Genomic DNA, 14,109 nt, shown 5'->3' with positions numbered 1-14,109 from the left:
GGCCCTGTGCATCAGGTGATCAGCCTTGCATAGATATCGCCCGAGGAGCTTTCCGGCGTCAGCCCGGCAATTTCCGCCAGCACCTCGCTCCCCGTTACCCAGTTCTCACTGACAAAACGGTGCTGTTCTCCGACAACGCGGTTGAAATGGTAGGGGCCGAGCTTCTCAAGCAGCGTCACAGCTTCCTGCGCCACCTCGGGCAGCGCCGGGATATATTCAAAGGCAACAAGGGGAATGGGCTGCGACAGGCCGCGCAGAATATCGCTTTCCGCGCCTTCCACGTCGATCTTGCAGAAAGCCGGACAGCCATAGCGCTCGATCAGCCGGTCCAGTGTCGTCACGGGCAAGCGGATTTCGCTGTCCCAGACCACATCGCGGAAGCCTTCGGACGCCTGCACGCCGTCGATGAACCGGTCCGAAATCGTGGTCACGGTCGGGTGCCGGCTGGAAATGTGAAGCGTTGCCTCCCCTTCCTCCGCGCCGACGGCCACAGTCTCGAAGCCGCGCAGACGGTGGGCGAGATGGCGCCCGATCATGCGGGCAAAGACGGGCTGGGGTTCCACCGCAACGACTTCGGCCCCAAGGCTCAGAAGCGTGGCGCTGCGGCTGCCCACATGGGCGCCTATGTCAAAAACGAGATCACCTGGGGCGACGAGTTGCCGGTAGAAGCGTTTCAGCTGCCAGCGGCGCCAGGGCTGGCCGTAATAGATCACGAGCGACCGGGCGAGACCGAGAGCCGAACGGGCAGAGAGCTTTCCGGTCAATGGCCAGTCTCCGGCTTACCCAGTAGATACAGCGTATCCACGGCAAAGGACCATGCAAGCGCGGCCAGCGCCAGCGCAGCAATCCAGACGGAAAGCGGCGCCGTGATGACAGGCAGCATCAGCACGCAAAGTGCCACCACCTGCACGACACAAACCAGCTTGCGGCGGAAAGACGGCGGCAACGGCGCGGCTAGGCGCGGCTCAACATATTGCGCGGCCACAAAGCCGTAGCGCATCAGCCCGATCAGCAGCACCCAGGGCCCGGCCTTGCCAAGCTGCCATGCCGCAGCCGAGAGGCACAGGATCAGGAAGGCGTCCACTTCCATGTCAAAACGGGCGCCAAGCTCGGATTCCTGACGGAAGCGCCGCGCCAGATAGCCATCAACCCCGTCCAGAGCCAGTGCCAGCGCAGCCAGACCTGCCAGCGCCCAGTGCACAGCGGCATCCGCCCGGTGCATTTCCGCAAACAGCACCGCCGCAGCAACAAGGCTGACCATCGCCGCGCGGATCGCCGTTACTGTGTTGGCTGGGCCGAATTTGTGGAACTTGTGATAGGCCAGCCCGCGCAGAACAAGGCCAAATGTCAGCACCAGAACGGCGGATGCGACAATGGGCACGCCCGGCCCGAACGAAAGCAAAACCGAAGCCGTTGCATAGGCAGCAAGGGAGACGGCAAGAACCGCCGCCAGCACGCGACACGCGTCCTGCCTCAACATAGCCAGATGCGTTACGGCGTTGTGAGCACGCTCCACAAGCGGCCTTGACGCACCATGTCCTCGAGAGGTTTCATCTGACAGCATGAACAGCCACTCCGGCGAAAGGCTTTGCAGTGGGAGCTCCACGGCGTTGAGGGGCTCTCACATGCAAACTTTACGCAGGAACCTTGCTGTCAGATTGCTCCTCCGGGCAAGCCCATTCAGCCCGGCAGCTTCACCCCGCAGCCATGATCTGCTGCCAGGCATCATAGGCGGAAAGGACGGTTTCCATCTGGGCGGTATGACCGGTGATGAAATCAGGGCCATAGATGGTTTCATCGGGGTATTCAGTGATCAGCGTCACCGGCACCGTATGGCGCGCGTCCACCGAGCACAGGCACGGGAAGCCGTTGACCATGCGGAAACCGGTCTCGCCAGCGTGAGCTTCATAAAGCGCGATCTGGCGGGCGTTCTCTTCCAGAAGGCCGGGAATGGCGGCGAGATGGCGCGTCACCCGGTCCATAAGGTCTTCGGCCTGCCGTTCCCAGCCATCCAGATAGCGCAGGATCAGGAAGAAGCCTTTCGGCAGCGTCCACATGGCAAAATGCCGGGGCACATAGCCGGAAAGCGGCCGCGTCCACTCGTGCGAGGGATAGCCATGCAGGTTGACGTGCAGTTGCGCGCCCGTGCGCGCTTCGGCCTCAATGCGGATGGCCTTCTCCAGCAGAAGGTCTCCGGCGGTTTCGGGCCTGCGGTACTCAAGGTCATCCCCCAGCGCCGTGTAGCGGGCGGCGTGATGCATGTGCAGGGGATTGTCCGCAATCAGCCGCTGATGCAGGGCATAGCCATCCGGATTTTCCTGCGGCGACAGGGTGAAATGCGCGCCGTCGCGGGCGGCCAGAACCTGACCGGCACGCAAGGCCCCCACAACCCCGGTTGTCTCGTTGGCATGCTGGCCGGCGCTGATCATCACCGGCACATGCGTGCCCTTCCGGTAACGGGCCTCGACCTTGCGGCCCGCGCGTGAAGACGCAGAGAAAGCCTCGCCCCCGGCCCGCGCCAGCTCTGCGGAGATCTGCGCGGGAGACAGGGCGCGGCCGCCTGCGCCAGATCCTGCTCTGCCGGGCTGTACGCTGTCGCAGGCGGGGTCTGGGTGGCAAGCGGACGCAACTCGATGCGCAGGTGATAGCCCTCCTGCCCGCCCAGCACTTCCGGCACGATCTGCCCCGGCTTCAGCCCCCGGTCGCCCTGCGGGCGGCCGGACTTCATCTGGAAGAATTCGAGCAGCGAGAAATAGAGATCCTCGTGCATCGCCTCGGCAAGGCTCATCACCTCATGCGCATGGGCAAGCGGCAGATCAGCAGCAGGCAGGCGGACGGCGAGGTTCAGCTCCTCGAACCAGGGCTCGGCCACGCCCCAGTCATGGCCGCTGACGGCATCGAGCGCTTGCGCAAACAGCGCCTCGTAGGGCGTCTCAAAGGGCGCACCTGCCGCATCGCCATTCAGCTTCACCCAGCCGCAGGGGAGAGGTTCATCTGTCCGGCAAGATCCTGATGCTCCCGGTTGGGGGCAAGGATGGTGACGGTCTGTGTGCTGCCATCTTGATGGGTCAGCACCAGCTCATACTGCAGGCTGCCATCCGTCCGCGCCGCGAAGGTCAGCGGGCGCGGCGCAATCAGGGCGGCGAGCGGATAGGCCTCCAGCCGGAAGCGGTTTTCCGGTGCCAGCGGATGCACCGGATAGCGCAGCTCTGCAGCGGCAACACCGTCCAGATCCACCTCTTCCAGCACCGCATGGACCAGCGGCTTGTAGGCACTGCGGATGATCGCCGTGACGCCCTTATCCGCCAGCGCCGCTTCAATGGCACGGCGGGTCTTCAGATCATCGAAGGTCCAGGCCTCCAGCGCCGTGATGCCGGGGCGCAGCAGCGCCGACAGGCGGTCGAGCGTGGAGGAAAAGCCCGCGTCTTTCAGGCAGATGGTCGTGCTGGTCATCGGCTTACCTCGTGCTGCGTCCGGTGGGGTCGAGGCTGTCGCGCAGCCAGTCGCCGAGAAGATTGAGGCCCAGCACCGTCAGCAGGATGGCAAGGCCGGGGAATACGCTGATCCACCAGGCCGTCTGCAGATAGGTGCGGCCGTCGGCCAGCATGCCGCCCCAGCTCGGCACCGTGCGGTCAACGCCGAGGCCGAGGAAGGTGAGGCTGCTCTCCAGCAGGATGTTGTTGGCCACGTTCAGCGTCATCAGCACGATCACCGGTCCCAGCAGGTTGGGCAGGAGATGCTGCAGGATGATGCGCCAGTCGCGCACGCCGATGGCCTTGGCGGACTGGATGAACTCCCGCTCGCGCAGGGTCAGCACCGAACCGCGCACGAGGCGGGCATATTGCACCCATTGCGAAACGATCAGCAGAATGATGGTGTTGGTCAGGCTGCCGCCAACGATGGCGATGAAGGTGATCGCCAGCAGGATGAAGGGCATGGCGAGCTGCAGATCGGCAAAGCGCATCACCACCATGTCCCAGAAGCCACGGTAGTAACCGGCGATCAGCCCCATGATGACGCCGAAGACAACGGCACCGGCCACCGACACGAAGCCGACCAGCAGCGAGATCTTGCCGCCGGCCACCACCCGCGCCAGCACGTCGCGGCCCAGCGCATCGGTGCCGAAGGGATGCGCCCAGGAGGTGAAGGGCGCCAGATTGCGGGCCATGAAGTCGATCTTGTCCACGCCGCCGGGAAACAGCAGGCCGGAGAAGATGACAGCGAGGCAGATCACCGTGGTCAGGCTGGCGCCCAGCACGAATTCAAGGTTGGAGAAGCGCCACAGGCGCGAGGTTGCGGAAGCCATGGCGCTTACTCCGTCCGGATGCGGGGATCGACCAGCCCGTAGGCGATATCGACCAGAAGGTTGATGCCGACGATCATCAGCGAAAGAACCGTGATGACGCCCTGCAGCAGCGGATAGTCTCTGGCGCCCACTGCATCGAAGGCGAGAGAGCCGAGGCCCGGCCAGTTGAACACCCGCTCGATGACGACGATGCCGCCGAGCAACCCGCCGAACTGCAGGCCGAAATAGGTGATCAGCGGAATGGCACAGTTCCGGAGCGCATGCTTGTAGAGCACCTTGCTCTCGCTCAGGCCCTTGGCACGGGCGACCATCACATATTGCGACTGCAGCGTTTCCAGCATGGCGGTGCGCACCAGCCGCACGTTGGTGGCGGTCAGGATGACGCCCATGGTCAGCGCCGGCATGATGTAGCTCTCGATGCCGGTCATGCCGCTGGGCGGAAGGATGCGCAGGGTGATGGCGAAGAGCAGAACCAGCATGGTGGCCAGCCAGAAATTCGGAAAGGACAGGCCGATCAGCGAGAAGATGCGGATCGCCTGATCCACGCCTTTGCCCCGCGAGGTGGCGGCCTTGATGCCGAGCGGGATCGAGATGGCGATGGACACCGCCATGGAGACGAAGGCAAGCAGCAGGGTTGCCGGCAGTGCCGCGCCAATCAGCTGCGACACGGGCGTGCCGCCCACGAAGCTGCGGCCGAAATCAAGGGTAAGCAGCCCTTTCAGGAAACTGAAATACTGCACGAAGAACGGCTGATCCGTGCCCAGTGCGGCGCGGATGCGCGCAAGGTCTTCCTCCGTCATGCTGCCGCCACCCTGGAACATCATCACGGCAGGGTCGCCGGTGAGGCGGATGGCAAACGAGACGACAAGCGTCAGCGCTATGACGACGAAAATGGCCTGCAGCAGGCGCTTGATGAGGAAACTGGCCACGTTCTTCTCCTTCAGGGCAGGAAAGCTGCCGCCCGCACGGGCAGGCGGCAGCCGCTGTCATGAGGTCACTCGACGGTGACTTCGTTGAGCTTCAGGCGCGTGTCCGGCGCCGGCACGAAGCCCTTCACCCGCTTGTTGATCGCGTAGATGGCGTTGGTGTTGTAGAGCGGCAGCTCCAGCGCCTTGCCGGCCACATAGGCGCCGATTTCCTTCAGAACCTTCTCGCGCTCTGCGCGGTCAGTCATCGGGCGCTGGGATTCCAGCAGCTTGTCCAGCGTCTCGTCCTTGTCATACGGGTTCCACTTCTGGCCCGTGTGGTACATGGCGTAGGCGGTGTTGTCGTAATCAAAGGTCCAGCCGCCCCACTTCTGCTGGAACATCGCGCCGGTCTTGCCCTGCGGGATGATGTCGTTGATCAGCGTGCTGGTCTCATGCGGGGTCACAGAAACGTTGAGGCCGACGGACTGCAGGTAGAAGGAAATGGCCTGGGCCACTTCGTTCATGGTCGCGTCATTGCCGCGCACGTCGATCTGCAGGGTAGCACCGTCCTGGACACCGGCTTCCTGCAGCAGCTTGCGCGCGCCTTCCGGATCAAACGGCAGAGGCTTCAGCTCAGCGTCATAACCGAAGGACAGGGCGCTCTGGAAGCTGGCGATCTCTGCGCCCTGACCGGCGAGGATCGACTGAACGATGGCCTGACGGTCCACAGCCATGATGATCGCCTTGCGCACGCGCGGATCGGCGGTGATGCCGTCGCGGGTGTTGAAGCGCAGGGCATCCACGGTCGGTCCGGGAACGCTGACGATCTCCAGATTGGTGTCGCTCTCGATGGTCGGGATCATGCCGATCGGAATGGTGGGCGGGATCACCAGATCAACGCGGCCGAACTGCAGTTCGGCAACGGCCGTCGCAGGCTCGGAGATGAAGCGGAACTCCAGCTCGGACAGCTTCGGTGCACCGCCCCAGTAATCCGGGTTTGCCGCCAGCGAGATGGAGGCCTTGGGTGCGTAGGAGACGAACTTGAACGGGCCGGTGCCGACCGGATTGGTGTTGAAGAACTCCTCGCCCTTCTCGGCGATGTACTGCGGCGGCACGATCATCGCGCCATAGCCGGCCAGCTTGGTCAGCAGCACCGGATCCGGGTTCTTCAGCTTCAGGTCCACCGTGTAGTCGTCGATGACTTCGACGCTGTCGATGACGATGTAGTTGGAGCGCTGCGGGCCCTTGGCACCCTCTTCGCCCAGCAGGCGGTCGAAGGTGAACTTCACGGCAGCGGCGTTGAAGGGCTCGCCATTGTGGAACTTCACGTCCTTGCGCAGGGTGAAGCGGATACGCTTGCCCTCGTCCAGCTCTTCCCAGCTCTCGGCAAGGCCCGGCACCAGCTTCAGGTCCGGACCGCGATAGGTCAGGCCTTCAAAGATGTTGGTCGAGACAGCGGCCCAGGCGACGAGGAAGGTGTCGATCGGGTCCCAGCTGCCCGGATCCTGCGGGGAGGAAACCGTCAGCTTGCCAGCCGCAAACGCGGGCTGTGCAGTAAAGGATGCGCCGGAGATTGCCAGCGCAAGGGCGGCAACGCCCATGCCCCATGTCTTCAGTTTCATTTCCAAGTCCTCTGCTGATTGGCGTTGGGTCTGCGGGTCACGGTCAGGCGCCGCGCGCGGCAAAATGGCCGGGACTGATTTCCTCGTGAGTGAGAATGGCGGGCTCATCCCCCACCCGGCGGACCGGGCTCGGAATTTCCCCTTCGATCAGCACACCGCCACGCGGGCGCGACGGATCGGCGACCGGGACAGCGGCGAGCAATTTGCGGGTATAGGGATGCGCCGGCGTCTCGAAGACCTGACGGCGGCTGCCCATTTCCATGATCTGGCCAAGAAAGAGAACCGCGACCCGGTGGCTCATCTTCTCCACCACCGCCATGTCGTGGCTGATGAAGAGATAGGCGAGACCACGCTCGGCCTGGAGGTCCATGAAGAGGTTGATGATCTGCGCCTGGATCGACACATCCAGTGCAGACAGGGCCTCATCGGCAATAATCAGCTCCGGGTTGGAGGCAAGGGCGCGGGCGATGCACACGCGCTGGCGCTGGCCGCCGGAGAACTCGTGCGGATAGCGCGCTGCATGTTCGGATCCCAGCCCGACGCGCTCCAGAAGCTCATCCACCCGCCGGCGCACCGCCTTCGGATCGGCAATCAGTCCGTGGGTATGGATCGGCTCGGCAATGGAGAAGCCCACCGTTTTGCGCGGATCCAGCGAGGCGAAGGGGTCCTGGAAGATATACTGCACCTTCTGACGCATGGCATGGCGCTCGGCCCGGCTCATCTGCGCAAAGCTGCGTCCGCCGAACAGGACATCGCCCGACTGGGCTTCCTGAAGCTGCTGGATGGTGCGGCCGATGGTGGACTTGCCGGACCCGGATTCGCCCACAAGTGCCAGCGTCTCGCCCGGATAAATCTCGAGTGACACGTTGGAGACCGCGCTCAGCCGGTGCGTCGTACGGCCCAGCAGATTGCGCCGCACATCGAAGCGCACAAACAGGTCCTTGACCGACAGGAGCGGCGCGCTGTCATAGCGGGCGGTGTCCTGCACCCGCTCCTCCTGCTTGCCCTCCATGCTGCCGTCAGCACCGGCAAGATCAGCAAGGCGCCTGGGGAAGTCCTGCCCGGTCATGCTGCCAAGACGCGGCACGGCGGCCAGAAGAGCCTGGGTGTAAGGATGCTGCGGGCTGTTGAAGATCTGCCCCACCGGGCCCTCTTCCACTTTGCGCCCCTTCCACATCACCACGACGTCATCAGCCATTTCCGCCACAACGCCCATGTCATGGGTGATGAAGATCATCCCCATGCCGAGTTCCTTCTGCAGCTCACGCAGGATGTTGAGGATCTGCGCCTGAATGGTCACGTCCAGCGCGGTGGTCGGCTCGTCCGCAATCAGCAGCTTGGGGCGGCAGGCTAGCGCCATAGCGATCATCACCCGCTGGCGCATGCCGCCGGAAAGCTGGTGCGGATAGCGCTTCAACTGCGCGGCGGCATCGGGCAGGCGCACCATTTCCAAAAGGCGCTGCGCTTCCGCAAGGGCTGCCGTCTTGCTGGTTTTTTCATGCAGCATCAGCACTTCGCTGATCTGGTCACCGATGGTAAAGACCGGATTGAGCGAGGTCATCGGCTCCTGGAAGATCATGGCGATCTCCTTGCCGCGAATGCTGCGCATGTCCTTCTGAGACGTCTCCAGCAGATTGCGGCCGCCAAAAAGAATGCGTCCCGCATCGAAGCGCGCACCCATCATGTCCGCAAGGCGCATGACGGAGAGTGAGGTGACCGATTTGCCTGAGCCGGATTCACCCACCACAGCAACGGTGCGGCCCGGCTGAACCGAAAAGGAAAGATCCTCAATGACCTTTGTGCTGCCGAACCGTACGGTCAGGCCTTCAATGCTCAAAAGCGGCGCTGCGGTCTGCGGGGTTTCCGGGTTGGTTGAAAGCGTCATGCCTTGGCCTCCGGCTGTGCCCCTTCGGGCGAAATACGGGCAAGAATTGCATTGGCGGCCTGCGTGGAGCCTGCGGCAGCAAGTCCGGTGATACGCCCGGAACAGGGCGCGGTGACGGCGGTTTCCATCTTCATCGCGTCCATCATGGCAAGGACGGCCCCCTCCTCGACGAGAGCGCCTTCCTCGACGGCCCAATGGGCAAGTGTGCCGGCAACCGGCGCCCGCACCGCGCCAGCATCTTCAGTCTCACCGGGTGCTTCACCGGCAACAGGCGCCACCGCTCCCAGCAGGCGTAGGAAACCATCGGGAACGCCTACCTCGACCAGACGGCCATCAATCTCGATCCGGCCCCGCAGCAGCGGGCGGCTGGCGGGCGCATCAGGGCGGGCCGCCTCCTCCAGAGTTCCGGCGAAATCTGTCTCGATCCAACGGGTGTGAACCTCGAAGTCGGCACCGGTGAAATCCGGATGCTCCAGAACCGCACGGTGGAACGGCAGCACCGATGGCACGCCCTCGATGACGAATTCTGCCAGGGCACGGCGGGCGCGGGCGATGGCCTTGTCGCGGGTCGGACCACGGACGATCAGCTTGGCGCAAAGGGATCGAACATTGGCGGAATGAGCGAACCGGTTTCGACGCCACTGTCCACCCGCACGCCAGGGCCCGACGGCTCCCGCCAGCGGCTGATTTCACCGGCGGACGGCAGGAAACCCCGGCCCGGATCTTCGATGTTGATGCGGAACTCCAGCGCATGGCCGCGCGGCTCCGGCGTGGTCGTGAAGCCGAGCCGCTGTCCCTCGGCAATGCGGAACTGCTCGATCACAAGATCAAGCCCGGTGGTCTCTTCCGTGACAGGATGCTCGACCTGAAGGCGGGTGTTCACTTCCAGGAAGGAGATCAGCCCGTCAGCACTCAGCAGAAATTCCACCGTACCGGCGCCGGAATAGCCGGCCTCAGCGCAGATATCGCGCGCCGCCCGGTGGATCGTCTCGCGCTGCGCCGCGCTGAGAAAAGGCGCAGGGGCCTCCTCCACAAGCTTCTGGTTCCGGCGCTGCAGGGAGCAATCACGGGTGCCCACCACCACCACATTGCCGTGCTTGTCGGCCAGAACCTGCGCCTCGATATGGCGCGGACGGTCCAGGAACTGCTCCACATAGCATTCGCCCCGGCCAAAGGCCGCGACAGCCTCGCGGGTGGCGGACTCGAACAGCTCCTCCACCTCGTCCAGATGCCGGGCAATCTTCATCCCGCGCCCGCCGCCGCCATGGGCAGCCTTGATGGCCAGCGGCAATCCAAACTGACGGGCAAAGGCCAGCGCTTCGGCTGCGCTCGACAGTGCGCCCTCGCTGCCCGCCACCAGCGGTGCCCCCACCTTCTGGGCGATGCGCCGGGCCTGCAGCTTGTCGCCCAGCACCTCGATCACCTCCGGGGCAGGCCCGATCCAGATGAGCCCTGCGTCTATCACCGCACGGGCGAATTCGGCGCGCTCGGACAGGAACCCGTAGCCCGGATGCACAGCGTCGGCTCCGGACTTATGGGCAATGTCGATCAGCTTGCTGATGTCGAGATAAGTGTCCTTCGGCGAAGCGCCATTGAGGGCATAGGCCTCGTCCGCAAATTCCGTAAACAGCGCCCCGGCATCGGCGTCCGCGTAAACGGCCACCGAAGCGAGGCCATAGTCCCGGCAGGCCCGGATGATGCGCACGGCAATCTCGCCGCGATTGGCAATCAGCACTTTTTTCATGGAGTGTCACCTGCGCAAAGGGAATAGGCCGTAAAGGGACGGACGGCCCGGAAACGGATGAAGGTGCCGGGAGGAATCTGCCCGGCCAGATCAAGATGATGCGCCGCCACCGTCGCCATGACCGGATAGCCACCGGTCAGCGGATGATCGGCAAGAAACAGCACCGGCTGGCCGTTGGCAGGCACCTGAATGGCCCCGCGCAGCGTACCTTCGCTCGGCAACTCGCCTGTGACAGCCCGCTCCAGCACAGGTCCAGACAGACGCAGGCCGGTGCGGCTCGCCTGGGAGGTCGCGGCCCATGAGACTTTCAGGAACTGTTCGGCAGAGGCAGGCGTGAACCAGTCCGTGCGCGGCCCCGGAACCACGTCCAGCACAATGGTTTCCCCACTGCGAGGCATAGCGAATGCGGCGAGCGCCTCGGGCTCGACAGAGGAGAGCTTCATGCCAGTTGCAGCCCACAGCCGCGCTCCGGACACAACAGCAGCAGGGCCGATCTGTGCCAGCGTATCTGCCGAGGCACTGCCAAGCACCGGCTCAACCGCAAATCCCCCGCGCAGAGCGAGATAGCCGCGCAAGCCCGCCGTGGGAGCCTCCAGCGTCACCTTGTCCCCAGGCTCCAGCGCCAGAGGCCTGTTCATGGCTGCGGAAATACGCGGGCCGCGCTCCGGCTGCACGGTGACAGCCCGTTCCGCGCCAGTTACAGCGATGACGGCACGGCCGCTCGCACGGAAGGAGAAGACGGCTGGTGCGATTTCGAGAGCTGCGGCATCAGCGGGATTGCCTGTGATGCGGTTTGCCAGCGACAGGCTGGCCCGGTCCGCTGCGCCTGAGCGGCTGATGCCCTGGCCGACCAGTCCAGGACGGCCATGATCCTGAAACAGCGCCGGAAGCCCGGCGCTCAGCACGTCCAGATGCAGCCGTTCCACCCCGCCTTCCGGCGCGGCAGACGTACCTTTTGCAGCACCAGACGGAACCTTCGCCACAGGGTGAACACTGGCTTCCGCGATATCGCGGAACCGCACATGCTGCCCCGGCTGCAGCAGCGCGGCAGGCTGGCGGTTCAGATCAAACATGGTGAGCGGCGTCCTGCCGATCAGCTGCCATCCGCCGGGGCTGACTTTCGGATAGATGCCGCTGAACTCGCCCGCCAGACCCACGGCGCCCGCAGGCACATGGGTGCGCGGCGAGGCACGGCGCGGCACGTGCAGCTGCACCTGCGGCGCGCTGAGATAGGCAAAGCCCGGCGCAAAACCGGTAAAAGCGACAAGGTAGTCCGCCTCCACATGGCGGCGGATCACTTCCCGCGTGGAAACACCCAGGAGCTCCGCCACTTCCGCCAGATCCTCCCCGTCATAGCGGACAGGGATCTCCACCACGTCGGCGGCCCCTGCCTTGCGGGGCATGCCAAGCCGCACAATGGCCTCGGCAGCCACCTGTTCGGCAGAAATGGTCAGCTGATCATGGGTGATCAGCAGCGTCCGGGCCGCTGGAACGATCTCTTGCACACCGGCCACAGGATCGGCCTCCAGTGCATCGAACAGGGCAAGCGTCACATCAAGGCTGGCGAGTTCGAGCAACACTGCGCCCTCGCGCAGCATCAGAACCCGCATGGACCGGCGCGCCGGCATCTCAGGCCTTGCCCGCCGCAGCAAAGGGGGCAATGCGGTGGCCCGCTGCCTCCAGTACCTCGCGCACCCGGCGGGCCATGGCAACGGCATCCGGGCTATCCCCGTGCACACAGATGGACCCGGCCTCAATATGGGCGAGGCTGCCATCAATGGCGTCCACGGTTCCTTCGGTAACGAATTGCAGCATCCGCCGGGCAACCAGTTCCGGATCATGCAGCACGGCCCCAGCCTCGCGGCGCGACACCAGCTTGCCTTCCGGCGTGTAGGCCCTGTCAGCGAAAGCCTCACCAACGACTTCAAGGCCAGATGCGCGGGCCTGCGCGATCAGCGGCGAGCCTGCGAGGGCCACGAGCACAAGGGATGGATCGACGGCCTTGACGGCATGGATGACATCAGCGGCCTGCCGGGCATCAAAGGCGATGGTGTTGTAGAGTGCCCCATGCGGCTTCACATAGGTGACTTGCGTACCCGCCGCAGCCGCCAGCCCCTTGAGGGCGCCGATCTGGTAGATCACGTCACCGGTCAGCTCTTCGCTGGACGGGTCCATATTGCGGCGGCCGAAACCGGCAAGATCACGGTAGCCCACATGGGCGCCAACCGTGACACCGCGTGCGGCAGCTGCCTTCAAGGTGCGCAGGATGCCGGCAGGATCACCGGCATGAAAGCCGCAAGCCACATTGGCACTGCTGACGATGTCCAGCATGGCGCTGTCATCGCCCATGGTCCATGCACCGAAGCTCTCGCCCAGATCGCTGTTGAGGTCGATCACCCGCATCTGCCCTGCCTTGCCACGCAACCCTGACAGGAGGACAGCACGGCCCTCCCCTTGCTTCAAGGCGTAGCAAAGGCGAAGAGGCTTGTCTATATTGTTGAACAATTTTATTGTATTGCACTGCAATGTGGCATGTTGACGCCTACAAATTTAGCAAATACTGCAAGTTTGCACATACAGGCGGCAGGATAACAGAGTGGCCCGCGCATGCTGCTTGTAGCAGTGGGCTGCGCCTCATAATTTGCGCGAATATCCGATTCTCCTGCCCCCGGAGCGGGCACCAGGCGAACGGATGGGAGAGGATGGCGGGGCAGCCATTCCGCAGGGAGCACACATGAAGAAAAACGCTCCGGCAGGCCTTGCGGCTCCGGCAGACGAACAGGCGCAACCTCTGGCTGACGTAGTTGCCGGACGCATGCGGCAAAAGATCATCGACGGCGTTCTCACACCGGGCAGCCATCTGTCGGAAGTGCAGCTCTGCGAAGCCATGCAGGTTTCACGCAACACCCTGCGCGAAGTGTTCCGCCTGCTCACCAAAGAAGGCCTGCTGCGGCACGAGGCGAACCGGGGCGTTTTTGTCGTCACGCCGGACATGTCCACGATTGTCGATATCTACCGCATCCGCCGCCTGATCGAGTGCCCTGCCCTTGCTCATGCCCACCCGCTCCATCCGGCAGTCGCCAGGATGCAGGCTGCCATTGACGCCGCCCGCGCCCATCGGGCAGCCGGGGAATGGCTCAGCGTGGGCAGCGCCGACATTGCCTTCCATTCCGCGATTGTGGAACTCGCAGACAGCCCGCGTCTTTCCGCTTTCTATGCGCAGGTCTCAGCCGAGCTGCGTCTCGTCTTCGGGCTTCTGCATGATCCGGAGTATCTGCATGGGCCTTATGTGGATCAAAACCAGATCATTCTCGACCTTCTGAAATCCGGTGATGCGGCTGGCGCCTCGGCGAAACTGGAGGCCTATCTGCAACAGGCGGAGCGCTTCATCCTGGGCGCCTACGAAAGGCTGGAGCGGAAGCCGGCAGAACGCAAACCGCGCTGAGTAAAAGGCACATCTCACCGAAGCGATTGCCCTTTGCAGCCCGTCCGGTCGTAACGGCGCCCAAACTCCCTCCGCGCGCATTCCAGCCCTGCTTTCAGGCACTCCTCAATCATGCCTGCCGCATATGCCGTGTGGCGAGATATTCAGAAAACCAATACAACCTATTTCAACAAAGGAGATTTTTGCACCAGAAACTCTG

At 63.9% G+C, this 14,109-nt stretch carries 9 protein-coding genes and 2 pseudogenes; 1 reads left to right on the top strand and 10 read right to left on the bottom strand.

What is annotated here, in order from left to right; all coding sequences use genetic code 11:
• Positions 1-11: 11 nt before the first annotated feature.
• From ACQB61_RS03460 to ACQB61_RS03415, 10 genes and pseudogenes are all read right to left on the bottom strand, one after another.
• A complete protein-coding gene (locus ACQB61_RS03460; protein WP_430511501.1) occupies positions 12-764 on the bottom strand; it encodes an FkbM family methyltransferase in 753 nt (250 codons plus the stop codon).
• Positions 761-1,456, bottom strand: coding sequence for a CDP-alcohol phosphatidyltransferase family protein (locus ACQB61_RS03455; protein ID WP_430511500.1), 696 nt, complete (start codon positions 1,454-1,456; stop codon positions 761-763). Before ACQB61_RS03455 ends, ACQB61_RS03460 begins: the two co-directional genes overlap by 4 nt.
• Positions 1,457-1,694: 238 nt before the next feature.
• Positions 1,695-3,453 (bottom strand): annotated as a pseudogene (locus ACQB61_RS03450) (M14 family metallopeptidase).
• 4 nt (positions 3,454-3,457) lie between these two features.
• The gene (locus ACQB61_RS03445) at positions 3,458-4,306 is read right to left on the bottom strand and encodes an ABC transporter permease (protein WP_019963881.1); all 849 of its coding nucleotides are present in this window, start codon (positions 4,304-4,306) and stop codon (positions 3,458-3,460) included.
• Positions 4,307-4,311: 5 nt separating this feature from the next.
• Positions 4,312-5,235, bottom strand: a complete 924-nt coding sequence (locus ACQB61_RS03440; RefSeq protein ID WP_430511499.1) for an ABC transporter permease — start codon at positions 5,233-5,235, stop codon at positions 4,312-4,314.
• A gap of 65 nt (positions 5,236-5,300) precedes the next feature.
• Positions 5,301-6,836 (bottom strand): ABC transporter substrate-binding protein, encoded by a 1,536-nt coding sequence (locus ACQB61_RS03435; RefSeq protein WP_430511498.1) that lies wholly within the window; start codon positions 6,834-6,836, stop codon positions 5,301-5,303.
• A 43-nt stretch (positions 6,837-6,879) separates the two neighbouring features.
• Positions 6,880-8,721 carry a dipeptide ABC transporter ATP-binding protein gene (locus tag ACQB61_RS03430; RefSeq protein WP_430511497.1) on the bottom strand — a complete coding sequence of 614 codons (1,842 nt, stop codon included), beginning with the start codon at positions 8,719-8,721 and terminating at the stop codon, positions 6,880-6,882.
• Positions 8,718-10,465, bottom strand: a pseudogene (locus ACQB61_RS03425) (acetyl/propionyl/methylcrotonyl-CoA carboxylase subunit alpha). Before ACQB61_RS03425 ends, ACQB61_RS03430 begins: the two are co-directional and overlap by 4 nt.
• Entirely contained in the window at positions 10,462-12,075 is a 1,614-nt protein-coding gene (locus tag ACQB61_RS03420) for a 5-oxoprolinase/urea amidolyase family protein (protein ID WP_430511496.1), read from the bottom strand. Before ACQB61_RS03420 ends, ACQB61_RS03425 begins: the two are co-directional and overlap by 4 nt.
• 19 nt (positions 12,076-12,094) lie before the next feature.
• The gene (locus tag ACQB61_RS03415) at positions 12,095-12,868 is read right to left on the bottom strand and encodes a LamB/YcsF family protein (RefSeq protein ID WP_430511495.1); all 774 of its coding nucleotides are present in this window, start codon (positions 12,866-12,868) and stop codon (positions 12,095-12,097) included.
• Positions 12,869-13,199: 331 nt separating this feature from the next.
• Between ACQB61_RS03415 and ACQB61_RS03410 the strand changes: the two genes are divergently transcribed.
• A complete protein-coding gene (locus ACQB61_RS03410; protein WP_430511494.1) occupies positions 13,200-13,910 on the top strand; it encodes a GntR family transcriptional regulator in 711 nt (236 codons plus the stop codon).
• Positions 13,911-14,109 lie beyond the last annotated feature (199 nt).

Origin of the sequence: Pannonibacter phragmitetus, assembly GCF_050510895.1 — a bacterium.
GTDB classification, from domain to species: Bacteria; Pseudomonadota; Alphaproteobacteria; order Rhizobiales; family Stappiaceae; genus Pannonibacter; species Pannonibacter phragmitetus_B.
This window is presented reverse-complemented; position numbering and strand designations above follow the sequence as displayed.

Bases quoted from the DNA above. Each gene is read 5' to 3' on its own strand.
- ACQB61_RS03445 (WP_019963881.1), bottom strand. From the start codon at position 4,306: ATGGCTTCCGCAACCTCGCGCCTGTGGCGCTTCTCCAACCTTGAATTC.
- ACQB61_RS03435 (WP_430511498.1), bottom strand. From the start codon at position 6,836: ATGAAACTGAAGACATGGGGCATGGGCGTTGCCGCCCTTGCGCTGGCA.
- ACQB61_RS03430 (WP_430511497.1), bottom strand. From the start codon at position 8,721: ATGACGCTTTCAACCAACCCGGAAACCCCGCAGACCGCAGCGCCGCTT.
- ACQB61_RS03420 (WP_430511496.1), bottom strand. From the start codon at position 12,075: ATGCGGGTTCTGATGCTGCGCGAGGGCGCAGTGTTGCTCGAACTCGCC.
- ACQB61_RS03415 (WP_430511495.1), bottom strand. From the start codon at position 12,868: ATGCGGGTGATCGACCTCAACAGCGATCTGGGCGAGAGCTTCGGTGCA.
- ACQB61_RS03410 (WP_430511494.1), top strand. From the start codon at position 13,200: ATGAAGAAAAACGCTCCGGCAGGCCTTGCGGCTCCGGCAGACGAACAG.